The following is a 24,102-nucleotide window of genomic DNA, read 5'->3' on the forward strand; positions in this document are numbered from 1 at the left end:
TTCGGACTAAAATAGTCCCGATTCTTCGGAGACCGTCCAGAATGCTGAAACTGAGCCGACTGACAGACTACGCGACCCTGGTCCTGGCCCACCTGGCCAGCCAGCCCCAGCGCCGCCATTCGGCCGCGGAAGTCGCGGAACGGACGGGCCTGGCCGGGCCCACCGTGAGCAAGGTGCTCAAGGCCCTGGCGCGGGACGGTCTGGTCAGCAGCACACGCGGCGCCACCGGCGGATACGCCCTTTCCCGCACGGCGCGGGAAATCACCGCGGCCGACATCATCGACGCCATTGAAGGCCCGGTGGCGGTGACTGAATGCAGCCATGAAGACGGCGATTGCAGCCTGGAAGCCGTATGCGGTGTCGGTCAGGGCTGGCAGAGAATCAATCGACTCATTCGAGGCACGCTGGAACAGATCACCCTTGACGAATTGCTGCGACCGGCCACGCCGCTGCAGTGGTTCCCAAAGGGCTCGTTCAATCCGGCGGCCGATGCAGGTCCGGAACGCAAGGCCTGATCCGGAATCAACGAAGCGACGTGGATCGCGACGGGAGAAGACCCATGGCCACCAATCAGAAGGAAATGGACGAACTCGTCAGCCGTGAATACAAGCACGGCTGGGTGACGGATATCGAACAGGACACCCTGCCCCCGGGGCTGGACGAGGACGTGATTCGCCACATCTCCGCCAAGAAAGGCGAGCCGGAATGGCTGCTGGAATGGCGACTCAAGGCCTATCGTGCCTGGCTGGAGATGAAGCACCCGAGCTGGGCCAAGGTCAAGCATCCGCCCATCGATTACCAGTCCATCTCCTACTACTCCGCGCCCAAGAGCAAGGAGCAGATCGAGGCCGAGGCCCCCAAGAGCCTGGACGAGGTGGACCCCAAGCTGCTGGAAACCTACGAGAAGCTCGGCATTCCCCTGCACGAGCAGGAGAAGCTGGCCGGCGTGGCCGTGGATGCGGTCTTTGACAGTGTCTCCGTGGCGACCACCTTCAAAAGCAAGCTCAAGGAAGCCGGCGTCATTTTCTGTTCCTTTTCGGAAGCGGTGAAAGACTATCCGGAGCTGGTACAGAAGTATCTGGGCACCGTGGTGCCGCACCGGGACAACTTCTTTGCGGCGCTGAATTCGGCGGTATTTACCGACGGTTCCTTTGTCTTCGTGCCCAAGGGCGTGAAGTGTCCCATGGAGCTGTCCACCTACTTCCGCATCAATGCCTCCAACACGGGCCAGTTCGAGCGCACCCTGATCGTGGCCGAGGAAGGCGCCAGCGTGTCCTACCTGGAAGGCTGCACAGCGCCGCAGCGCGACGAAAACCAGCTGCATGCCGCCGTGGTGGAACTGGTGGCCCTGGACGATGCCACCATCAAATACTCCACGGTGCAGAACTGGTACCCGGGCGACGAGAATGGCGTGGGCGGCATCTACAACTTCGTCACCAAGCGCGGTGACTGCCGGGGTGACCGCTCCAAGATCACCTGGACCCAGGTGGAGACTGGCTCGGCCATCACCTGGAAGTACCCCAGCTGCATTCTGCGCGGTGATGACTCCGTGGGCGAGTTCTACTCGGTTGCGGTGACCAGCAATCATCAACAGGCCGACACCGGCACCAAGATGATTCACATCGGCAAGAACACCCGCAGCACCATCATCTCCAAGGGCATTTCCGCCATGCAGGGTGACCAGAGTTATCGCGGTCTGGTGCGCATTACGCCCAAGGCCGATGGTGCGCGCAACTACACCCAGTGTGACTCCCTGCTGATCGGTGATCGCTGTGGCGCACACACCTTTCCCTATATCGAAGCACGCAACCCCAGTGCCCAGGTGGAACACGAAGCCACCACTTCGCGGGTGAGCGAGGATCAGCTTTTCTACTGCCGGCAGCGCGGCATTTCCGAGGAAGATGCGGTCAACATGATCGTCAACGGCTTCTGCAAGGAAGTCTTCAAGGAACTGCCCATGGAGTTTGCCGTGGAAGCGGAGGCCCTGCTGGGCATCACGCTGGAAGGCGCCGTCGGCTGATCAACGGACTACGAATTCAAAGACAGGTAACGAATCATGCTCAAGATTGAAAACCTCAAGGTCAATGTGGAAGGCAAGGAAATCCTGCGCGGGCTGAACCTGGAAGTGAAGCCGGGGGAAGTGCACGCCATCATGGGGCCCAACGGCTCGGGCAAGAGCACCCTGGCCCACATTCTCGCCGGCCGGGGTGATTATGAAGTCATCGAAGGCAGCGCTACCTGGAACGGCAAGGACCTGCTGGAGATGGAGCCGGAGGAACGGGCCCATGAGGGGGTGTTCCTGGCCTTTCAGTACCCGGTGGAAATCCCGGGCGTGAACAACGTCTATCTGCTCAAGGCCGCTCTCAATGCCATTCGCGAGCATCGCGGGGAAGAGCCGATCGATTCGGCGGATTTCCTGATGCTAGTGAAGGAAAAGATGAAGCGCATGGGCATGGACGAAAGCTTCATTCGCCGCAGCGTCAATGAAGGCTTCTCCGGCGGTGAAAAGAAGCGCAATGAGATCTTCCAGATGCAGGTACTCGAACCCACCCTGGCCATTCTGGATGAAACCGATTCCGGCCTGGACATCGATGCCCTCAAGGTGGTGGCCGAAGGCATCAACCAGATGCGGGATCCCAAGCGGGCTTTCGTGATGGTGACCCACTATCAGCGCCTGCTGAACTATGTGGAACCCGACAAGGTGCACGTGCTTTCCGGTGGACGCATCATCAAGACCGGCGACAAGAACCTGGCGCTGGAACTGGAGCGGGACGGTTACGAAGGCATCCAGAAGGAGGCGGCATCGGCATGAGTGGCGAGGACACCGCACGCTATAACTTCCTGACCCAGTTCGACCGGGCGGTGGGCACCCTGCCCGGTCAGGGCTGGCTGTCGACCCTGCGTCGGGATGCCCTCGAGCGTTTCCGTGAACAGGGCCTGCCCACCCAGAAGGATGAGGACTGGAAGTACACCAGTGTAAGACCGATCACCGAGGGTCAATTTGCCCTGGGGACCACCCACCCGGCCCCCGCCGTGAGCCGGGAGGTGATGGAACAGTCCCGGGTCCCGGGCCTGGATGCCGCTCGCCTGGTCTTCGTCAACGGTCGCTACCAGAGTGAACTGTCCGATCTCGACGGCTTGCCTGATGGGGTGAGCCTGCGTTCCCTGGCGGAAGTCATGGAGAACGACAGTGAAGCGCTGGCGACCCGCCTGAGCCGGCAATCGGGCCTGGACTACACCCCGTTTACCGCGCTGAACAATGCCTTCGTGGCCGACGGTGCGGTTCTGGAGATTGCCGCGAACGTGCAGTGCAAGACGCCCATTGAACTGCTGTTTCTGTCCGTTCCCGGCGACGAGGCCTTCGTCTTCCATCCCCGGATCCTGATCCAGATGGCCCAGGGCAGCGAAGCCACCGTACTGGAACACCATGTGGGTCTGGACGGTGCGGCCAACTTCAACAACGTGGTCAGTGAAGTCGCCCTTTCTGCCCAGGCACGCCTGGATCACTACCTGCTGCAACGGGAATCCAGCGCCGGCTTTCATATCGGCGGCATTCACGTCCATCAGGCGCGGGACAGCCGCTATGTCAGCCACAACGTCAACCTGGGTGGCGCGCTGGTGCGGCATGACATCAATGCCCGCCTGGCCGAACAGGGCGCGGAGGCCATTCTGAATGGCCTTTATCTGGTTTCCGATCGGCAGCATGTGGACAATCACACCTGCGTGGATCACGCCGCACCCCACACCAACAGCGACGAAACCTACAAGGGCGTTCTCGATGGTCGTGGCCGGGCCGTTTTCAACGGCCGTGTCGTCGTGCACAAGCATGCCCAGAAGATCGATGCCGGCCAGAAGAACGACAATCTGCTGCTGAGCAAGCTGGCGGAAGTGGATACCAAGCCGGAACTGGAGATCTACGCGGATGACGTGGCCTGCAGTCACGGTGCCACCATCGGGCAACTTGATGAACATGCCCTCTTCTACCTGCGCTCCCGCGGCATCGATGCCGACAAGGCGCGAGATCTGCTGACCTATGCCTTTGCCGAGTCGGTGGTGGAGCGCATGGACATCGCCGAGATCCGTGACTGGCTGAGTGGCCTGATCGTCAATCGCGTCTCCGGCGAAGGTCGTCTGGCGGATCTGGAGGCACTGGAAGAATGAACACGGCCGCAAACAAGCTGAAGGCATTGTCGCTGGATGTGGCGGCATTGCGTCGGGATTTCCCGATCCTGCATCAGACGGTGGGCGACAAGCCCCTGTGCTATCTGGACAACGCCGCCACCTCGCAGAAACCCCGTGCGGTCATCGAGGCAGTCGAGCGCTACTATCGCCAGGACAATGCCAACATCCACCGGGGTGTACATACCCTGGCAGAACGGGCCACCGCAGCCTACGAATCGGCCCGTGAGCGCATCGCCGGCTTCCTGAATGCGGCCCACAACGAGGAAGTCGTCTTCCTGCGGGGCACGACCGAGGCCATCAATCTGGTGGCCCAGAGCTGGGCACGGCCGCGTCTGCAGCCTGGCGATGAAGTGCTCATCACCGAGCTTGAACATCATTCAAACATCGTGCCCTGGCAGCTGGTCTGCGAGCAAACCGGTGCCACCCTGCGGGCTGTCGAAGTCAACGAGGCCGGTGAGCTGGACCTGGACAGCTTCGAGGCGGCCATTGCCCGTCGGCCACGACTGTTTGCCGTGGGACATGTTTCCAACGCCCTTGGCACCATCAACCCCTTGTCTCACCTGATTCAACGGGCACACGCCCATGGCGTGCCGGTTCTGGTGGACGGTGCCCAGGCCACTCCCCATCTGGCCGTGGATGTGCAGGCCCTGGGCTGTGATTTCTACGCCTTCTCCGGCCACAAGATGTACGGCCCCACCGGCATCGGTGCCCTCTGGGCACGCCGTGAGCTGCTGGAGGAAATGCCGCCGTGGCAGGGCGGTGGCGAGATGATCAAAATGGTGAGCATTGATCGCAGCATCTGGAACGACGTGCCCCACAAGTTCGAGGCCGGCACTCCCAACATTGCCGGCGCGATCGGCCTCGCGGCGGCGGCCGATTACATCGAATCGGTCGGCATCGAGGCCATTGCCGCCCGTGAGGATGAACTTCTTTCACACGCCACAGAGGCACTGAATGACCTTGGCGGCATCCGCATCATCGGCACGTCGGAGAAAAAGGCGGCCGTTGTGTCCTTCGTGGTCGAGGGTGTGCACCCTCACGATCTGGGTACGATCCTGGACAGTGAAGGCGTGGCTATCCGTGCCGGGCATCACTGCGCCATGCCACTGATGGAAAAGCTGGGCCTGGTGGCAACGGCCCGAGCCTCCATGGCCTTCTACAACACAAAGGAAGAAATCGACACTCTGGCCACTGCGCTGCAGAAGGCAAAGAATATTCTGGGTTGAGGCAGTCAATCAATGGATCTCAAAGACCTGTATCACGAAATCATCGTTGACCATAATCGACGGCCCCGGAACTTTCGGCGCATCGAGAACCCGACCCGGGTCAGCGAGGGCTATAACCCGCTGTGCGGCGACAAACTGAAACTGTACGTGGTGATCGAGGATGGCATCATCCAGGATGTGGCTTTCGAAGGTTCCGGCTGCGCCATCTCCATGGCTTCGGCATCACTCCTGACCGAACGCCTCAAGGGCAAGCCGGCGGCCGAAGCGGAAGATCTCTTCGGGCAGATGCACGATCTGCTCACTGGCAAGGGTGAGGGTGCCGATACCGAAAAACTCGGGAAGCTGGCGGCCCTGGAAGGTGTGAAGGAGTACCCCTCCCGGGTGAAATGCGCCACATTGAGCTGGCATACACTTCACGCAGCCCTGCATGGCGAAGATATCGCCACCACGGAATAGACAAGCGCGGACAGGACGGAGAGGCGGCTTATGTATACACGCGGAGACCCGATAGCGCTGACACGCGACTGCGAGGCAACGCTCATTCCCTCGGGAAGCCGGGTGGTCATTCCCGAGCACACGGAAGTGGTGATCGCTCAGGCGCTGGGCGGCAGTTATACGGTCTATGTCTCCGGCAACATGGCTCGCATCGAGGGGTTTGACGCCGATGCACTCGGCATTGAACCCGAGCCGGAGCCGGACATGGACGATGATGCCTCCGAAGAGGAAGTGGAGGCTTATTGCTGGGAGCGGATGAAGAGCTGTTTCGACCCGGAGATCCCGATCAATATCGTTGATCTCGGCCTGGTCTATGAATGCAATCTGACGCCCATCGGCAACAAGCGTTATCATGTGGACGTTCTGATGACGCTGACCGCACCGGGTTGCGGGATGGGCGACGTCATTGCACAGGACGTGAAGATCAAGCTTGAACGCATCCCCCAGGTGGATCAGGCGCGTGTGGACCTGACATTTGACCCGCCGTGGCATCGGGACATGATGACCGATGAGGCGAAACTCCAGACCGGCATGCTCTGAATGAAGGCGAAACGACCCATCCGATTGTGGCTGACGGCCCTGCTATCGCCACTGTTTTTTCTCGATTCGGCGATCGCGCTGGAGCTGAAGCAGCCCCTGCACGTCATTACGGTCTGTTCGGACAAGACCTATGTGGATGGCATGCTCTTCAATGAAACGACCATGGCTGACGAGTCCATGGCTCTGCCGGCAGCCGTCCGTGAGCTGGATCCCCGAGCCTTTCGAAATCCTGCCTTTCGCTCCATCCCCTCCCCTCATGGTTTCATCGTCATTGAGGAAAGTGGCGGCACCCTGCATGGGCGCGCCTCGTTCCGGAAGAATGGCGTTGAAATCGAGATGGCCTTCAGACCCGGCAACGACGGCCAGCTGAAATGGGATCGGCTCAGCGGCCGGACACTGGAAGGTGAATTCCTGGGTCTCTTCGCGGACGGTTTTTTCCTCCGCCCGGCCAGTGACCTGACCACTTCTCCACTGGTCAAGCCCACACTGGACAAGGTCTTGCGGGAAGGTGATTCACTGCGCCTCCAGGACCGTGACTCCCGTGACTACGTCATCTTCGACACCGCAAAGATCTCCAGGGCCTACGAGTCCTCACGCCTGCTCTGCGAAGGCTGAAGGTAAAGGGCCCACCAAGCGGGCACCCCCAAACCGCTTGCCGCCCCCCGTTTTTCCGCGAACAACCAAAAAAGCCCGGGTAATCCCCGGGCTTTTTCAATGCTTCGTCGAGCCGGCGTCGATCTACTGATTAGCGGCTTTCACTTCGCTTCCGCCCACCAGCTCTTCGTAATCGGCAATCGCCGCTTCCACGACCTTGAGCGCCTGTTCACGGCCATAGACACTGTTCACCACGCAGGGCGACTTGTCCATGCCGGGCAGCCACTTGTAGGTCTCGAAATAATGGCGCAGACGCTCGACGAACACTTCCGGCAATTCGGAAATATCGGCAATCCCGCCATATACCCGGTCACTGGGCAGCACGGCCACGATCTTGTCGTCGGCTTCGCCCTTGTCCACGGTGCAGAGGCCGCCGACCACCTTGGCTTCCGCCAGTACATCCGCCTGGCCGATGGGGCGCTCGCTGAAGATCACCACATCCAGCGGATCACCGTCCCCTTCCAGGCCGTCACCGGTCAGGGCCGCCACACGACTGCCGCAATAGGTACGGGGCACCAGGCCGTAGACCGCCGGCGGCAGGGAGGACGTTCTCTGAACACGGTCAACCACCAGGTATCCCGTGTCCTTGTCGATCTCATACTTGATGGGATCGTTGGGCGTAATTTCGATGAACACATTGACCGTGCCCGGAAGATCCGGCCCGGCTTCGATTCCGTGCCAGGGATGGGCGCGGAACTGCGAAAATTTCTTTGCAGACATTTTAAAAACCCCTGAAAACGAATGGATCTGAAAACGCTGTGAGCTATTTGTCGTCGTGGTGGCGGTATTCGCCTTCGATCACGCGGCCGTTAGAACCTGAAGCCCGCTTCCGGGAGCCGGATGCCTGCCCCGCCCGGCGCCTTTGACGTTGTGTCCGGGCAATTCGGCGACGAATCCACCACAGCCGGAGCTGGAAGACGATAAACGCCATCACAGCCAGGCCGAGAAAGGCCATCAAGGTGATTGCACCCACAAGAACGGCCAGGACCGCCAGCAGGACGGCGCCCGCCGCAGCGAGGACGCGGAGCAACGGATTCTGATGCATCGGCTGCCGCATGGCGGCCCCCAGCTCTTGTCGGACGCCCATTCTACCTGAGCGGGCCCGGGCGGGCGAGTCTTTCACCACGGCGACACTGACTGGCTGATGCGGTCGCTCTGGGTTATCGTAAGGCCTCACGCAGCATTCCGCCGAGCTGGCGACAGGAGGGCGCGGCCATGCACAGACAGCAGAAGGGCCCCGCTGACATCGATACCGAGCTGCTGAACCGGGCACGGGAACGCTTCACATCGGCACTGGAACGCCTGGCCGCCGCCCGGGATTTTGCCAAGGCCAATCATCAGATTCAGGTTCTGGATGCCGCCGCTCGCTTGATCAGACAGCCCGGTGGCCTGGATATCCTCCATGAGCTGGCACCCCGCTTCCATGAGGCCGGGGTCTTTTATGGTACCGACTGGCAGTATCCGGAGCGCCTGCAGGCCGAACTGGTGCGAGGCTCCCTCACCGGGCCAATGCGCACCATCGCCCTGGAATGCCTCAGTGAACTCAGACTGCTCGCTGTGGCAGAACATACCCACGACATGCCGGGACTGGAGCCGGACACCGCACGCGCCTTTCTCGAACGTGTTCTCGCCTTGAACATCCAGTTGACGCTTTCGGATTTTTCCGAGGCGTCCAGGGAACGGCAGGACAGTCAAAGGGAGGCCGCCAGCGCCCATATTAATTTTCTCATGCAACGACTGGGTGATGCCGGTGTCATGGCCACCCTGGTGGACGAATGCGAGAAGATTCTCAAGCAACGTCCCATCGACGTGGGCCCGGTCCGCCACATGCTCGAGCGGATCGAAGCACGACTCGGCGAAATTGGCGATGAAGGCCTGCGACGGCGTGCGCAGCGCATGGTGGATGCCTGGCGTGGGCCGGATGAGCTGGCGCGACGCGATGCCGCTTCCTGGGCGGAATCCGTCCTGTCCGCGGCATCGGACGAGCGTCTGGCGAATCTGGAGCGTCTGGGCACCAGCCTTGCCAGCAGTGGTCTGGCGTGCCCGGCGCACGGTGAACTGCTTCGGCAGATGGCCGGTGCGCCTCTGGACGAGCTCGCTACCCTGCTCTGGCTGGACAATGTGGGCCGTGACAGCCTGGATGCCTATGAAGATCTCTGCCGACGTCTGATCGCGGATGCCATTGGCGGCCAGACCAGTCAGGCGGTGTATGGCCTGCATTGCCTGCTTAACCGGGGCATACTCTTCTTCCCGCCCATCGCGCCGGCCCTGTGGCGTCTGACTCGCCTGGATCCCAGCGAGGAGATCTCGGCCACCCTGCACCGTGAATCCGGTGCCGACAGCAGCATCTCCGGCCACAGCCTGCTGATGGCCGGTGTCATCAGCGTGCTGGGGCAGCCACTGGGCCTCGGACAGGGCAACAACCCCACCTGCCAGTCCGCCCGCGCCATCAGTCTCTGGGCCCAATGTGACCCCGGTTATCTCCTGGAACTCATCATGTGGGCCGCCCGTGACGGGGAAATCGACATGCATTTCGAAGGCGCGCTTATCCGATCCAGCGAACTGACCGAAGGCCTGATCGAGGACTTGCACACCGAGCTGGACATGGTCTCCCTGCTGCTGGTGCCCCACCTGGACAAGATTTACTGGGAGATGGGGCGCCGCATCATGGGGCGGGGTGAAGATGGTCACCGCTGGATCAATCCCGAGTTCCACGGCTGGTGGGTTCATCGCGGCTTTGCCAGCTGCATCCAGTACAGCACTGGCGCAGTGATCGACTTTGAAGGCTTCATTCGGCAATTCCACGCCACCTATCACCCCCTGTTCAATGGCGGAGCGGAATTGATCTATCCGCAACCCGCCGGAATCGTTGCCACGGATTCCTTTGGCAGCTTCATCGGCTGGCACGCCATTGCCATCCAGCGCGTGGCAATGGATCAGCAGGGTGAAATGCGCGTCTATTTCTTCAACCCGAATAATGAGAGTCGCCAGGACTGGGGCATGGGTGTGGTGACCTCAACCGAGGGGCATGGTGAAATTCCGGGTGAATCCTCACTGCCCTTTCGACAGTTCGCCTCACGATTGTATGTCTACCATTTCAATGAGCGTGAGATTGGTGACATCAATGCCATTCCCGCCGAAGACATTGCGGAGATCGTCAACCTGGCACGTGAAAGCTGGGCAGCGGAGAAACCCTGGCACGAAGTTGTCCCGGCCCCCGGCTACGATTGATAAAGCGATTACCTTGAACGCTGCCTGCTTGGATCGGTCGAGCTGGCTGGTTACCATGTAGTATCCGACCCGGTGACCGGCGGGTAGCCTTTCTCCAGAGACAGGGACCGATGATGTTCGATCGCATTGCGGCCAACATCCCTCTCGCAGCCGTGCTCATGCTGCTCTGGTTCGGCCTGAGTGGCAATCAGGGCTGGCTGTTCGGCACCGCGGCCGTTCTGTGCGCGTTGCTCGTCACTAACAGGCTATTGCATCAGGATCCGGAGCGGCTTTCCCTTGCCGGCCTGCTCCGCTTTTCGGCCTGGTTTGTCTCGCGATCCTTTCTTGGGGGACTGGATGTCGCCTGGCGCGCCCTGTCACCCGGCAAAAACATCGACAATGCCCTCTTTACCCACCGCTTCAAGACCGCGAACCCCTCGGCAAGAACCGTCGTCATCGGTGCCTTGAGCCTGATGCCCGGAACGCTTTCCGTCGCCGTGGAAGATGATCACCTGACCGTACACAGCATCGCTGGCGATGTTCACGGGCAGGTGGAGTCGCTGGAAGCGCTAGCGATCGACATTTTTCGGCCGGAACATGTACACAAGGGCAGTGAAGCCAGATGATGCAGAACCTCCTCACCGGCATGGCAGTGTTCCTGATGGCCAACCTGGTGGTAGGTCTGCTACGCGTCCATCTGGGGCCAACACCGGCTGATCGCATGCTTTCCATGCTGCTGTTCGGCACCACCACCGTTGCCACCATGTTGCTGCTGGCCTATGCCCAGGCCATGCCGGCACTGGTGATCGTGGCCCTGGTCTTCGTGATGTTGGCCACCATCGGCAGCATCGCATTCGTACAACTCCCACCGCGACTCAAGCCCACGAACAGGAACGAGAAACCGTGAATCTTGACGAGCTACTGGCAATCGCCATTCTGCTGCTGGGCTGCTTTTTCTTTCTGGCCGGCACGGTCGGGCTACTGCGGTTCCCCGACACACTCAGCCGTCTGCACGCACTCACCAAGGCTGACAACCTGGGTCTTGGGCTGATCTGTCTGGGTCTGGCCATTCATGACGCCACGCTGGCCGGCATTGTTCTGCTGCTTTTCATCTGGATGATGGCCGTGCTGTCCTCGACCCTGTCGGCCTTCCTCATCGCCCGGCGTCATCATGCCCGAAAGGAGTATCCGGAGGCCGGGCATGATTGATGCCGGCCTTCTCTTCGATACACTGCTTTGCCTGGGCCTTCTTGGTCTGGGCTGGAGTGCCGTCACCTCAAGCGGCCAGTTTCGCGCCACCGTCATGTTCATGATCTTCGGCCTGTTGATGGCGGCCGCCTGGGCACGGCTGGAATCACCGGACCTGGCATTGGCGGAAGCCGCCATTGGCGCAGGCCTGACCGGTGCCCTGCTGCTCAATGCCTGCAAGGCCGCCTACTCCCAGCGCCGTCAAAGCATTGAGCTGGACCAGGAAGGCCCGGTCGGCAAGCTATTTCGCGTCATGGCGGCGATCTTCTGCGGCACGCTGGCCCTGACCCTGACCTGGCTGATGCACGATTTGCCGGGGCGGGCCGGCCCGGTTCCGGATACCGTGACACAGGTTCAGCCGGATCATTTTCTTGGCAATCCAGTGACGTCGGTTCTACTGGATTACCGTGCCTATGACACCCTGCTGGAGATGGTGGTCCTGCTTCTGGCAATCATTGGTGCGCGTATTCTGCTGCATCAGATGACGCTCCCGCCCCTGCATCCACCAAGAGAGCAGGATCCGCCCATGGTGGCGCCACTTCTTCGGGCCGTCACACCCTTGATGCTGGCAACCGGGCTGTACCTGTTCTGGGCCGGCAGCCACTCACCCGGTGGTGCCTTCCAGGCCGGTGCACTGCTGGCAGCCCTGGGTGTCATGTACCGCCTCACGGGGCGGCTGCAGCCCTGCAATGACACTGCTCCGATACTGCGATTCATGCTCATCATCGGCCTGGGTCTGTTCAGCCTGTTTGCCGTACTCGCGCTGTTCTGGTCGGATGCCCCGCTGACGTATCCGGACGTGCTGGCCTATGAAATCGTTCTCGCCATCGAATTTGCGCTGACCGTTTCCATTGCCACCACACTGATTCTGATGTTTTCCGCCAGCCCGGGGATGACACTGGAGCGGCGCCAATGAACACCACGCTATTTGTCTTCACTGCGGCATCACTCTTTTCTCTTGGCTTCTACGGCGTGCTGACACGAACGAGCCTGATTCACCGGCTGCTGTCGGCAAACATCATGGCCACAGCGGTATTTCTGTTTCTAATTCTGATCTCGGCGAGCAATCCCGGCGGGGTTGACCCGATTCCACAAGCGATGGTGCTGACCGGAATCGTGATCTCGGTGAGTCTGACGGCCTTTGCCCTGGCTCTCATTCGCTACTTTCATGCATCCAGCAATGATGGAGAGGATCACTGATGGACGGTGAGGGCCTGCAGACGCTGATTCTCACGTTGCTGGTATTCGCGCCACTGCTGACAGGCATGCTGGCCTTCGCGCTAGGCGCTCGGGGGCTGGCGGACGCCTTGGGGATCGCGCTCAGTCTGGGCTTGCTCCTGCTGCTTGTTCCGCTCAGCGGCACCGTGCTGGAACAGGGGCATCTGCACATTGATCTCGGGGGCCATGGCGGGGGACTGGGTATTCCACTGTACGTGGACGGACTCACCCTGGCCATGCTCTGGTTAACGGCCATTCTCTCCCTTTCAATTCAGGTCTATTCCGCCGGCTGGCTGCGAAGCAACAGCCTGTCCGCCGACATCGAGTTTCGCTGGCTCTGGTTCTTTCTGTGGTCAGGGCTCAATGCCCTGTTTCTGTCCGGTGACCTCTTCAATCTCTATGTCACCCTCGAGATCACCACACTGGCCGCCGTACCCCTGGTCATACTCAGTCGAGGGCGGCAGGCCATGGAGGCGGCCATGCGCTACCTCCTGTATGCCCTGGTCGGCTCGATCCTGTTTCTCCTGGGTGTCGCGCTGACTTACGCATACAGCGGCTTTCTGTCCCTGCCTGAAATCAGCGCGCGATCCATCAACGGATCGGTCGCCACCGCCGCTCTTTTGTTGATGACCGCCGGCACGGCAATGAAGGCCGCGCTCTTCCCTGTCCATGGCTGGCTGCCCAGGGCTCATTCCACGGCCCCATCACCGGCCAGCGCGCTGCTCTCCGCCATCGTCGCCAAGGCCGGGGCCTATCTGCTCATTCGACTCTGGATGGGCCCGTTTGAGCAGGCGTGGAACCTGCCAATGGCTCAGGCCATGGGTGCTGTGGGGGCTGCCGGGATTTTCTTCGCTTCCTTCCAGGCCCTGCGGCAAACCCGTCTCAAGCTCGTGATCGCCTATTCCACCGTGGCACAGCTTGGCTATCTGCTCCTGCTGATTCCACTGGCGACACTCATGGCCTGGAATGGCGTGATCTATCATGCATTGAGTCATGGCCTGGCCAAGGCTGCCCTGTTTCTGGCAGCTGGCAACCTGATCATGGCCATCGGAAACGATCGCCTGGAATCCCTGGCCGGATGTGACCGCATATTGTCCAAGAACATCATGGCCATCGGACTGGCCGGGGTGGCCATTGCCGGCTTGCCGCCCAGCGGTGGTTTCATCGCCAAATGGTGGATGATCCAGAGTGCGCTGCAAAGCGGTCAATGGTGGTGGGCGGCGGTCATTTCCACCGGCGGCCTCATGGCAGCACTCTATATTTTCCGCATTCTGGCCCATGCCTTCCACGCGCAAGATCCCTATTCCCATACGCCGCGTCACCATGCCGGCACAACGCTTTCCCGATGGCTGGTGTGGCCACCCGTTCTGCTGGCCCTGGCCGCCATTGCCCTCGGCGTGACGGGTAACCTGCTGGCGCCGTTCATCGAGGCCGGTTCTCCACTGGGAGGGCAGCCATGATGGATGTCTACGCCGCCATGCCCCTGTGGGTGGTGCTGAGCTCCCTGCTTGCCGCCGTTATCATCCTGGTGCTTGGTGAGCCATGGTACCGAAGCCGAATCGTGATCAATCTGCTGGCAGCGGGGGTCAAGATCGTACTGGTGTCGATCATGCTCTGGGGAGTGGCGCGCGGGGATGTGTTTTCCTTTCATCTCACGTTGCTGCCCGGCGTCGAGTTACAGCTGCATGCCGATGCCCTGACCATGCTGCTGAGCACATTGTCGGCAATCCTCTGGCTGGTGACCACAATCTATGCCATTGCCTATCTCAAGGGCTCTCCCAATCATGCCCGCTTTTTCGGTTTCTTCAGTCTCTGTGTCGCCGCCACCATGGGCGTGGCGACTGCCGGCAACCTGTTCACCTTCTTCCTTTTCTACGAATTACTGACGCTCGCCACCTGGCCACTGGTCGTTCACCGCGGCACTCGTGATGCGCTTCGCTCAGGTGCCCTATATTTGCTGTTCACCCTGGGTGGCGGCGGCCTTCTTCTGCTCGGCATCATCGCCGTTCAGTCCCTGGCTGGAACCACGGTGTTCCAGCCAGGTGGCTTTCTCCACACCCTCGACACACCTCCGGCAATACTGACGGGTGTATTCATCCTGCTTTTCAGCGGCTTCGCGGTGAAGGCGGCCATTGTGCCACTGCATATCTGGTTGCCGCGGGCCATGGTTGCACCGGCGCCGGTCAGTGCCCTGTTGCATGCGGTGGCGGTCGTGAAAGCGGGTGCATTCGGTATCGTGCGGCTGGTTTATGACGTGTACGGCCTGGACCTCACCGCCCTGCTCGGCCTGAATCATCTCATCGCCGGGCTCGCCGCCTTCACCATTCTCTATGGCTCAATCCAGGCTCTGCGCCAGCAGGACCTCAAGCGACGACTGGCCTATTCCACGGTGAGCCAGGTTTCCTACATCGTCCTGGGCGTCGGTATCGGTGGCCCGCTGGCAACCATTGGCGGACTGGTGCACCTTGTTCATCAGGGCCTGATGAAGATCACGCTGTTCTTCTGTGCCGGAAACGTGGCCGAGACTCACGGAGTGAAGACGGTCGCGGACATGAACGGCATTGGCCGACGAATGCCGTGGACCATGCTCGCCTTTACCGTGGCGGCCCTGGGGATGATCGGCATCCCGCCCATCGCCGGTTTCCTCAGCAAATGGTATCTGGGTCTGGGTGGCATTGCTGCCGGGCAGTACTGGGTCATTCCGGTATTGGTCGCCAGCACTTTGCTGAATGCCGCCTACTTTCTGCCGGTACTCAAACGGGCGTGGTTTGACGAGCCGGATCCGGCGCAACGGGGCACGGGAATTGCCGAGGCCAGTCCCGGCCTGCTTTGGCCTGCCCTGTTCACTGCGGCACTCGCGCTTGGTTCCGGGATACTCGCCGGCATGCCCTTGAGTCCACTGCAGTGGACCACACTCATTGTGGACAGGTTCTACGGATGATGCTCCCGTCAGTCACACAACTGTTTGCCCTGCTGCTTCCGTGCCTGCCATTGGCGGTCGCGGCGGCATTGTATGTTCGGCCCCTTCAGGCTCGAGCTTGCCGTCTTTCCGCCTGGATTCCTCTCAGCGGCCTGGCCCTGCTCTTCCTTTACGGCGAGGTTGTAGAGTTCCCCTGGTTGCTGCTGGGCGCAAGGGTGGGTGTTGACGACCTTGCCGCCCCCTTGCTGATTCTGGCTAGCCTTGCCTGGACGCTGGCCGGCCTGCATGCCCGTTCACGCATCCCCGACAAGGATCAGCCGCGTTTCTTTCTGTTCTGGCTCCTGACGTGGACCGGCAATCTCTGTGTGTTCATCACCCTGGACGCCGCCAGTTTCTATGCCGCCTACGCCATGATGAGTGTCTCCGCCTACGGCCTGATCATCTTCTACCGTCGGCCCGACGACTACCGAGCGGGCCGCATCTATCTGGCCATGGCACTTCTGGGTGAAGCCTTCATACTTGCCGGCCTGTTTCTGCTCGGCAGCAGCATGGGCAACATCGCTTTCGACCAGCAACCCGATGCCATCGCACAACTGCAACAGCCCTTGCTGGTGGCCGGCCTGTTTGCAGCCGGTTTCGCCGTGAAGATGGGTATGGTGCCACTGCATATGTGGCTGCCACTGGCCCATCCGCAGGCCCCCGTTCCGGCCAGTGCAGTGCTGAGCGGTGTCATTCTCAAGGCCGGGCTGATGGGTTGTATACGCTTTCTGCCGTTTGAGGTCGATGGATTTGCCCTGCTGGGCGCATCCCTGCTGGCAATCGGCCTGGTAAGTGCCTTTTTCGGCGTGGTGATTGGCTTGACCCAGACCCGCATGAAGACGGTACTGGCCTACTCAAGCATCAGCCAGATGGGCCTGATTTCCGCAGGTATCGGCGCAGCGCTGATGGATCCTGCGATTGCGCCGGCATTGCTGGCGGCCGTGACCCTTTTCGCCCTCCATCACGGCCTGGCCAAGACCGCGCTCTTTCTGAGTGTGGACATGGCCACTGAAAGGCCTGTTCTCGCCCGACGACTGGTCTGGCTGCCCGCCATCGCTCTGGCAGGCGCCCCGCTCAGCAGTGGCGCACTGGCCAAGGTCAATCTGAAATCACACTGGCCGGACTTCCTCACCGGCCTGGAGCCTCTGCTGCTGATCAGCTCTGTTGCCACGACACTGCTGCTGACCCGTTTTCTTGTGCTGCTCTGGCAATCAGGCAATGAAGCGGCCAGTGACAGGGACGGCGTGCCGGCGGCCATACCCTGGTTGCTCCTTCTGCTCGCTGGTCTGACAGTGCCGTGGGTTGCCACCCATGGCTTTGCTGGCCTTGCCCCTCTTTCCACGACCGCGCCGTTTCGTCCGGACTACCTGCTTGAGACATTGCTGCCGGTGGTGGCCGGCCTGATGCTGGCGACAGCGGCCTGGAGGCTGAACGGTGAACGCTGGCGACCGAACATCCCGCCCGGGGATCTCATCAACATACGGCTGTCATGGTCGCGAGCACCCGGTTTGCTGCCCGGCTTCGGAAGCCTTAAAGACGGCTTGTCACCACTGCTGGAGACGTGGGAGCGGATGATGGGCCATTCGGAACAGGCCCTGTCCCGAATGGCCACCAGTCTCCTGGTCCTGATGTCCGGGCTTGGCCTTCTGCTTCTGGCGGTCACCCTTTAGGGCGATCAATCACCGCCGGCCCCGGAAGCCTCCAGGCGCTCGGCCATCTGACGGAAGATTTCCGCGTGGCTAAGGGGAATCCAGCAGTGGCCTTGCAAGCGCCCCCAGGTAAAGCGGGCTTCCGGATCGGGGTCGGATAATTCAGCCATCAATTCGGCGAAACGATACATACCCGGGTTCAGGTAGTAGTCGTCCATATCCCCCATCCAGATATTGAGCTTGCCAACGAGATCCTCTCCGATCTCAGGCCAGTTCTCCTTCAGGTACAGCCTGAGGTCATAGTCCTTCCAGTACGCCACCACCTCCGGGTCAATCTCACCGGTGTGCTCATCCCAGGCGGGAACCGGCAGACCATCGTCACCGCGGGGCCCGTACAGGGCATGCCAGGCTCCCCATTGCTCACCACCGGTCAGGAAGGTGTCACCCCGGCCCATGACCCGCTCCATGGCAATTTCAGCCTTGATGGAGAACTCCGGGTCCCCTTCAATGGATCGCTTGGATGGAATCAGATAGCCGTGGCGGTTGTAATAGGCATTGTCGTCTTCATACAGATCAATGAGCTGGAAACGGCGAAAATCCGGGCTATCGGCACAGAAGGACCACGCACCGTTGAAGGTTTCCGGGTAGAAGATCTGCATGGCGAGCGATGCCCAGCCACCGGTGGAACCACCATCCAGGAAACGCGCCTCGGGCTCGGCAATGGCACGGAACTTGGATTCGATGTGGGGAATGAGTTCCTCAACCACCGCGTCACCCCAGGGCCCGCTGTTGCGGGAATTGATCTGGTAGGGATCACCGAAAGGGCCGGTTCCATCCAGCAATACCATCAGAAATTTCGGATTGGCGGGGTCGTACCAGTCATTGCGAAAATCGCTGCCCGCTTCCATCAGCCCCAGTGCCCGGGTATAGCGGGAGCCGTAACCGCCGATATTGTAGCGAACCGGGTAGCGGGCATCGCTGTCTTCCCAATCACTCGGGAGGATTACCGCAGCCCGGAGGTGAATATCCTCACCCCAGAACTCACTCAACAATTCACTTCGAATGCGAACGAAACGCAGATTCGGGCGATCGGCCGGCAATTCATCCGGAAGCAACTCGCCCAGTCGCAGTTCAATTTTCCCGCGATCCTCCGGCCACTCCACCTCGAGCGGTTCCGACACCCAGCTGCCCTCGGCAACCGGCTGGTGAAAGAAGAAGTCGGTCTTGTAGATTGCCTGCAGCTGGTAGCGGCCGGGTGGCACCCCGTCCAGGCTTTCACGCGGAAAGCCTGTCATGCCGGGCATCAGCCGGAGGGGCTGTTCACCACGCCAGCCATCCACATCCATGGCAAAGAAGGGATCCGAATCGGACCACGGCGGGAACCCCATGTGGACATGCGGCACCTCCGCGCCCTCCGGCGCGAAAACCACGAAGAGCCGGCCTTCCCGGGCAAAATCCTCGGGCAGCCGATCCGGCCCGTGAACCGTGGCCCAGGCCTCCGGTGGCGCCTCCCGTTCACAAGCGGTCAAGCCCAAAAGGGCGACCAACACCAGCAACCACCACAACTGCCTTGCCTTCATGCCTACATCTCCCTGAAGTCAGTGCTGCAAAATCGACAGCGGATCATGTTATCCTTTCAACCCGCGTCTGCCCAGACGCCGGCCAGAAAATCCGACTTGGCGAGACCACACCATTTGGAGAGGTGGCAGAGCGGTTGAATGCACCGGTCTTGAAAACCGGCGTCCCTTCACGGGGACCGTGGGTTCGAATCCCACCCTCTCCGCCATATCTGGATCGGGGCCGTCACAAAAAGACGGCCCCGTTTTTTCTTCGAAGTCGTATTCGAACCCACGGTCCATCAACAATCGGGTTTGAACGGATTGCCGGGAGCAATCCATCGCGAGGGACAAAGTTCCGAGTCCGGAACGTAGTGGAGGATGAGGCGCAGGGATGCGCCGGACAATGGATTGCCGGGAGCAATCCATCGCGAGGGACAAAGTCCCGAGCCCGGAACGCAGTGGAGGATGAGGCGCAGGGATGCGCCGGACAATGGATTGCCGGGAGCAATCCATCGCGAGGGACAAAGTCCCGAGTCCGGAACGCAGTGGAGGATGAGGCGCAGGGATGCGCCGAACAATCCCACCCTCTCCGCCATATATCGAAGGGGCCGCCTGGCATCAGGTGGCCCCTTCGTCATTTCGAAGCCCCATTCGAACCCGCGTTCTCTCAGTTCGACCACTCGTCCCCAATCTGCCACCATCCACAGTGTGAAACTGGAAAGCAGGGTTAAACTGTACGATATTGAAATCAAGGCCAATGGCCAGGCGATGCGCGGATGGAACAGTCGCAACGCACTGATGACAAGGGCATCGGCCTGCTCCGAGGCCGCGACGGACTGCGTCTGCTCCTCAGCCTCTGGGATAACTTTCCCGAACACATGTTCATCATCCGGGTGGACGGCCCGGATGAGTTCATTGTCGAAGCCATCAACCCGGCCCACGAGAAAACGCTCGGAAAATCCACCGATATCACCGGCCAGAGAATCGACGCCATTCTTCCCAGAGATGCGGCGGAACCCGTCATCCAGCGCTACCGCCATTGTGTCGCCACTGGCGAACCTTACCGCTATGAGGAATGTGGCTACTTCGTGGATGAACAAGGCATGAGACAGGAGGGCCATTGGCTAACTCTCCTGGTTCCGATCAGCGACATGAATGGCCGCGTCCACCATCTGTTTGGCATCTCGAAAAATATTACGGAAGTGATTCGCGCCCGCCAGGAAGTGGAAGCGCAAAATCGCATTCTGGAAGAACGGGTGGCCGAGCGAACCCGGGAACTGGAAAAGGCCAATGCCGAACTCAAACATCAAGCAACCAGGGACTTCCTCACGGATTGCTACAATCGACGCCATCTTACAGAGATTGCCCGTCTGGAAATGGAAAGGGCCCGACGTTATGACATGCCCTTCACGCTCGCACTCATTGATATTGACAAGTTCAAGGCGATCAATGATCAGCATGGTCACAATGAGGGTGACCGGACCCTAAGAGCCCTGGCCACCTGCCTTCGCAAGGCCATGAGACGTCCGGACATACTGGGGCGGTATGGTGGCGATGAATTCCTGGTTCTCATGCCGGAGACCGACATCACCGGCGCCAGGGTGATTTCAGGCCGTCTTCAGGACACTGTTCGGAAACAATGCGGTCAGACTATCAGTATTGGTCTCGCCCAATTGAAACCCAGTGATGGCAAGCTCGAGTCGATCATCGAACGGGCCGATCGGGACCTGATGTCTGTCAAGGAGAGCAGAAAGAAATCACCTTGAGATGGCGCTGGAGTAGTCGGATATTCCCAACCCGACGACCTGAACGGGGAAATCATCAGTCCAGTTCTTGCAGTATCATCAGCGCCTCTGCAGGGGCTGGTCGATGAAACAGAAAGCCCTGCATGTAATGGCAACCTCGCTCGAGCAGGAACTCTTTTTGCGCTTCGGTTTCTACGCCTTCGGCAATAACATCCAGGCCAAGATTGCCGGCCATGTTGATGGCCGTCTCCGCGATGGCGGCGTCTTCCGGATCGTCCGGCAGATCCATCACGAATGAGCGGTCCAGCTTGATCTGCGTGATTGGCAGGCGCTTCAGATAGGAGAGGCTGGAATAGCCGGTGCCGAAATCATCCAGCGACAGGGTCAGGCCCAGATCACGAATGGTTCTGAGACGATCCACCAACTCTTCGGACAGCTCCATCAACGCACTTTCCGTCAGCTCCAGCTTCAAATGGGTGGGGTCAGTCCCTGTTTCCAGCAGGATCTCACGAATGAAACCCAGAAAATCGGGCCGCTCGAACTGTAGTGCTGAAATGTTTATGGAAACATCGAGATCCTGCCACCCAGCCTCGTGCCAGCGCACCTGCTGAATGCAGGCCGAACGAAAGACCTGTTTGCCCAACGGCACCACAAGTCCGGATCGCTCGGCGGCGGGAATGAAAGTTCCCGGCATCAGCAACCCCTTGTCCGGATGATTCCAGCGCACCAGTGCTTCCGCACCGACAACGCGCCCCGACCGTACGTCAACCTGCGGCTGGTAGTGCAGAATGAATTCACGCCTATCAAGAGCCCTCCGAATACCGCTTTCCAGATAAAGACGTTCCCGCGCCTCCTCGTTCATGCGCGATTCGAAGAACTTCAGGTTATCGCGGCCTGCCTCCTTGGCCTGATACATGGCGGTATCCGCATGCTGGATCAGCGTCGCCACGTCACTCCCATCGTCGGGGTAACGGGCAATGCCAATACTGACAGAGAGCTTCAGCTCGTGGCCGCTGACATCAACAGGCCGATCCAGAGAGTTCAATAATTTCTCAGCCACAACGGCGGCATCCGTGCCATTGCGGATTCGCGGAAGAAGGACAACGAATTCGTCCCCACCCATTCGGGCCAGCACATCCTCCTCCCGGAGGCAGGCAGTGAACCGAGTGGACAGCTTTATCAGCAGTTCGTCGCCCACCGCATGACCGAGAGAGTCATTGATGGTCTTGAATTGATCCAGATCCATGAACAAAACCGCCATCTGATGCCCGTAACGGGAAGCCGACTTGAGTGCGGATTCGGCGCAAACCATCCACAGGAAGCGATTGGGAAGCTCCGTGAGTGAATCGTAGTGAGCCAGGCGTTCGATTTCTCTTGCATGCTCCCGTGACTCACTCACATCCTGCGCTGTTCCGCGAAGTCGATAGGGCCGATCACCGGACCAGTCGCACTCCATGATCAAACGGATATAACGTGAATGATCCCTGGAGAGACGGCATTCCAGCTGTCTTGACGCCGGTGATAGCTGGACTTCGTGCAGGACTTCGCGCAGATGGGGCCGATCATCCGGGTGCAAGGCCAGAACAAGGTCTTCGAGAGTCGCCTTGCTCGAAGTGTCCAGTGCCAACACGGCCGGGAGGCTGTCTGAGTACTGAAGTTCATTGCTGGACAGATCCAGTTCCCAGCTGCCCATTTGTGCGATGCGTTGCGCTTGCGACAAGGCATGGGTCACCGAGGCCAACTCCCGGGTTCGCCGACCAACCAGGTTTTCCACTCGCCTGGTCTGTCCACTCACCATCAAGAGAAAACCACCCAGGCTGCTGATCACCAGCAGGCTCAACAACCCGGTAGTCCAGAACGGCCATTGGCTGGAGCGAGAGTAGAAACCTTCATGATCCATGAAAACAGCTCGCCATCGGCGACCGGCAAACGTCAGCTCGCGACTGGCATGACGATTGACATTGTTCCAACTGGCCTGGTCGCATTGAGCAGGCCCCACAAGGCGACGATTACCGGGAAGCGCATCACGATCAAGCAGACAGAAGCCCATTCCGGCTGAAGCAAGGTCATCAAGCACTGTACTGATGACATCGCCCATGCGAAACGCGCCCGTCACCAGACCCAGCACGGATTCATCCTGCCCCGCCTGCGACGGATCATTTGAATGAATCGCGTAATAGACAACCACGCCCCTCTGCTCACCGGGCTCCTGGGTAAGGGTGAATGCTTCACTTGCCTGGGGAAGCCGTTGACGACGACTTGCCTCGATCGCTGCCCGAGGTGCCGGGATGGTCAATGGATCAAGGCCGATCACCGATCGGTTGTCGCGCACCGGTTCGACGAAAAGAATCGGGAAATGCTCTCTGGCCGTGTCGGCCGACCGAGTCCGATCCGGACTTGTTTCATCCCGCGCAAGAATGGTGAAGTCATCTCCATGGATCGCGCTTGCCATGTGTTCAAAGGCTTCCCGTTCCGCTGCAAGGACACGAGGATTGAAGGTCAGGTTCTGTGAGCCAGGATGGCGCTCGAGAAACAGCGTGCTGAACTGTCGAAATCTGTCCGCACTCAATTCCGGATCAAGGGCGACAAAGCGCTCCAGCGCCATAAGAATCTCGACCTGCGCTTCCAGGCGACGCTCGAGCTGAAACGTCAGTGTATCCACTTCACGCTCAAAGCTCGTTGCCAGGCGACTGTTTTCCGTCACGTCGATCTGTCGGAACAACAACAGAGTAAGTATTGCCGCGGCAAGCATCGGTATGGCAACCATTGGCCATCTTGGTCGCCAGACGTGGCCGGGCTTCCCGAACAGTACCAGCAGGATCGGACTCATGATCAGCATTCCGAGGGCGTCACCAAGACTCCATTGCAGCCAGACCGCCCAGACGGGGAAGGACTGGATCGAATTGAATTCATTCAGAACGGTGACGGCAATGCTGGCGCTCACCAATGAGGATAATGGAATGACCAAAAGCAGAAAAACCAGGATGCTGCCGGCACTGTCCAGGGGATGCGGAAATCGCAGAAGTCGGCGAGCAAGCCAGGCACCCATCCACGCCTGCATGGTAATGCCGGCAGTCACCAGCAATACCCGTACCGCACCGACCACCTGAATGCCTTCGGGAATCAGAGTGACAACCAGCAGCGCGCCGGCGAATACCGCGGGTAGCGCTCTGGCGCCGAGGACGAGAACCGCACACAGGGCGAGACCAGAAGCAAGGTAGGCTGGAGCAAGCCCCTCCACCGGCCCTGGCACCTGAAGGGAGAGCCACGCCAACAGGACATAGGCAGGTGCAACCAGCAACAGCAGAATTCGGTCCACAGAAAATGTCCACTTGTCCGGCAATGCCCCGCCCCCCTGCCAGAAACCTGCCATCAGGCACCTCCAGACTCTATCAGCATGCACCCGTGACCGGAATA

Annotated in this window: 22 protein-coding genes and 1 tRNA gene; 19 read left to right on the forward strand and 4 right to left on the reverse strand. The window is 60.2% G+C overall.

Going from position 1 to position 24,102, the window contains the following annotated elements; all coding sequences use genetic code 11:
* The first annotated feature begins 41 nt into the window (after window positions 1–41).
* The 8 genes from RBH19_RS12415 to RBH19_RS12450 are packed head-to-tail and all read left to right on the forward strand — an operon-like array spanning window position 42 to window position 7,058.
* Window positions 42–515 carry an SUF system Fe-S cluster assembly regulator gene (locus RBH19_RS12415; RefSeq protein ID WP_306729175.1) on the forward strand — a complete coding sequence of 158 codons (474 nt, stop codon included), beginning with the start codon at window positions 42–44 and terminating at the stop codon, window positions 513–515.
* Between the two features lie 44 nt (window positions 516–559).
* Window positions 560–2,020 (forward strand): Fe-S cluster assembly protein SufB, encoded by a 1,461-nt coding sequence (sufB, locus tag RBH19_RS12420; protein WP_306729176.1) that lies wholly within the window; start codon window positions 560–562, stop codon window positions 2,018–2,020.
* Window positions 2,021–2,056: 36 nt separating this feature from the next.
* A complete protein-coding gene (sufC, locus tag RBH19_RS12425; protein ID WP_306729177.1) occupies window positions 2,057–2,812 on the forward strand; it encodes a Fe-S cluster assembly ATPase SufC in 756 nt (251 codons plus the stop codon).
* Entirely contained in the window at window positions 2,809–4,161 is a 1,353-nt protein-coding gene (sufD, locus tag RBH19_RS12430; RefSeq protein WP_306729178.1) for a Fe-S cluster assembly protein SufD, read from the forward strand. Before sufC ends, sufD begins: the two co-directional genes overlap by 4 nt.
* Window positions 4,158–5,408 (forward strand): aminotransferase class V-fold PLP-dependent enzyme, encoded by a 1,251-nt coding sequence (locus tag RBH19_RS12435; protein ID WP_306729179.1) that lies wholly within the window; start codon window positions 4,158–4,160, stop codon window positions 5,406–5,408. Before sufD ends, RBH19_RS12435 begins: the two co-directional genes overlap by 4 nt.
* A 12-nt stretch (window positions 5,409–5,420) precedes the next feature.
* Window positions 5,421–5,864, forward strand: coding sequence for a Fe-S cluster assembly sulfur transfer protein SufU (gene sufU / locus RBH19_RS12440; protein WP_306729180.1), 444 nt, complete (start codon window positions 5,421–5,423; stop codon window positions 5,862–5,864).
* Window positions 5,865–5,894: 30 nt separating this feature from the next.
* Window positions 5,895–6,443, forward strand: coding sequence for a putative Fe-S cluster assembly protein SufT (gene sufT, locus RBH19_RS12445; protein WP_306729181.1), 549 nt, complete (start codon window positions 5,895–5,897; stop codon window positions 6,441–6,443).
* On the forward strand, window positions 6,444–7,058 hold the full coding sequence (locus RBH19_RS12450) for a hypothetical protein (protein WP_306729182.1): 615 nt from the start codon (window positions 6,444–6,446) through the stop codon (window positions 7,056–7,058).
* A gap of 123 nt (window positions 7,059–7,181) precedes the next feature.
* Here RBH19_RS12450 and RBH19_RS12455 read toward each other — a convergent pair whose 3' ends face one another.
* Window positions 7,182–7,817, reverse strand: a complete 636-nt coding sequence (locus RBH19_RS12455) for an inorganic pyrophosphatase (RefSeq protein WP_306729183.1) — start codon at window positions 7,815–7,817, stop codon at window positions 7,182–7,184.
* A gap of 43 nt (window positions 7,818–7,860) precedes the next feature.
* Window positions 7,861–8,154 (reverse strand): hypothetical protein, encoded by a 294-nt coding sequence (locus RBH19_RS12460; protein WP_306729184.1) that lies wholly within the window; start codon window positions 8,152–8,154, stop codon window positions 7,861–7,863.
* Window positions 8,155–8,312: 158 nt separating this feature from the next.
* On the opposite strand from RBH19_RS12460, the gene RBH19_RS12465 reads away from it, so the two are divergent.
* The 9 genes from RBH19_RS12465 to RBH19_RS12505 all read left to right on the forward strand — a co-directional run bounded on the left by RBH19_RS12465 (window position 8,313) and on the right by RBH19_RS12505 (window position 17,402).
* Entirely contained in the window at window positions 8,313–10,328 is a 2,016-nt protein-coding gene (locus tag RBH19_RS12465; protein WP_306729185.1) for an AfsR/SARP family transcriptional regulator, read from the forward strand.
* Between the two features lie 113 nt (window positions 10,329–10,441).
* Entirely contained in the window at window positions 10,442–10,933 is a 492-nt protein-coding gene (locus RBH19_RS12470) for a Na+/H+ antiporter subunit E (RefSeq protein WP_306729186.1), read from the forward strand.
* Window positions 10,930–11,214, forward strand: a complete 285-nt coding sequence (locus RBH19_RS12475) for an MrpF/PhaF family protein (protein ID WP_306729187.1) — start codon at window positions 10,930–10,932, stop codon at window positions 11,212–11,214. The genes RBH19_RS12470 and RBH19_RS12475 overlap by 4 nt, the downstream gene beginning before the upstream one ends.
* The gene (locus RBH19_RS12480; RefSeq protein WP_306729188.1) at window positions 11,211–11,516 is read left to right on the forward strand and encodes a monovalent cation/H(+) antiporter subunit G; all 306 of its coding nucleotides are present in this window, start codon (window positions 11,211–11,213) and stop codon (window positions 11,514–11,516) included. Before RBH19_RS12475 ends, RBH19_RS12480 begins: the two co-directional genes overlap by 4 nt.
* Window positions 11,509–12,471 carry an MnhB domain-containing protein gene (locus RBH19_RS12485; RefSeq protein ID WP_306729189.1) on the forward strand — a complete coding sequence of 321 codons (963 nt, stop codon included), beginning with the start codon at window positions 11,509–11,511 and terminating at the stop codon, window positions 12,469–12,471. Before RBH19_RS12480 ends, RBH19_RS12485 begins: the two co-directional genes overlap by 8 nt.
* A complete protein-coding gene (locus RBH19_RS12490) occupies window positions 12,468–12,755 on the forward strand; it encodes a cation:proton antiporter subunit C (protein ID WP_306729190.1) in 288 nt (95 codons plus the stop codon). Before RBH19_RS12485 ends, RBH19_RS12490 begins: the two co-directional genes overlap by 4 nt.
* Window positions 12,755–14,233 carry a complex I subunit 5 family protein gene (locus RBH19_RS12495; protein ID WP_306729191.1) on the forward strand — a complete coding sequence of 493 codons (1,479 nt, stop codon included), beginning with the start codon at window positions 12,755–12,757 and terminating at the stop codon, window positions 14,231–14,233. Before RBH19_RS12490 ends, RBH19_RS12495 begins: the two co-directional genes overlap by 1 nt.
* Window positions 14,233–15,714, forward strand: coding sequence for a proton-conducting transporter transmembrane domain-containing protein (locus tag RBH19_RS12500; RefSeq protein ID WP_306729225.1), 1,482 nt, complete (start codon window positions 14,233–14,235; stop codon window positions 15,712–15,714). Before RBH19_RS12495 ends, RBH19_RS12500 begins: the two co-directional genes overlap by 1 nt.
* Window positions 15,711–17,402: a complex I subunit 5 family protein gene (locus RBH19_RS12505; protein WP_306729192.1), complete on the forward strand. Its 1,692-nt coding sequence runs from the start codon at window positions 15,711–15,713 to the stop codon at window positions 17,400–17,402. Before RBH19_RS12500 ends, RBH19_RS12505 begins: the two co-directional genes overlap by 4 nt.
* A 5-nt stretch (window positions 17,403–17,407) precedes the next feature.
* Here the strand turns inward: RBH19_RS12505 and RBH19_RS12510 are convergent, their stop codons facing one another.
* Window positions 17,408–18,961 carry an alpha/beta hydrolase-fold protein gene (locus RBH19_RS12510; protein WP_306729193.1) on the reverse strand — a complete coding sequence of 518 codons (1,554 nt, stop codon included), beginning with the start codon at window positions 18,959–18,961 and terminating at the stop codon, window positions 17,408–17,410.
* 116 nt (window positions 18,962–19,077) lie between these two features.
* Here RBH19_RS12510 and RBH19_RS12515 point away from each other — a divergent pair.
* Both RBH19_RS12515 and RBH19_RS12520 read left to right on the forward strand, forming a co-directional pair.
* Window positions 19,078–19,167, forward strand: a tRNA-Ser gene (locus RBH19_RS12515).
* A gap of 549 nt (window positions 19,168–19,716) precedes the next feature.
* Window positions 19,717–20,706, forward strand: coding sequence for a sensor domain-containing diguanylate cyclase (locus tag RBH19_RS12520; protein WP_306729194.1), 990 nt, complete (start codon window positions 19,717–19,719; stop codon window positions 20,704–20,706).
* A gap of 55 nt (window positions 20,707–20,761) precedes the next feature.
* Here RBH19_RS12520 and RBH19_RS12525 read toward each other — a convergent pair whose 3' ends face one another.
* Window positions 20,762–24,058: an EAL domain-containing protein gene (locus RBH19_RS12525; RefSeq protein ID WP_306729195.1), complete on the reverse strand. Its 3,297-nt coding sequence runs from the start codon at window positions 24,056–24,058 to the stop codon at window positions 20,762–20,764.
* Window positions 24,059–24,102 lie beyond the last annotated feature (44 nt).

The organism is Natronospira bacteriovora (assembly GCF_030848495.1).
Lineage (GTDB): Bacteria > Pseudomonadota > Gammaproteobacteria > Natronospirales > Natronospiraceae > Natronospira > Natronospira bacteriovora.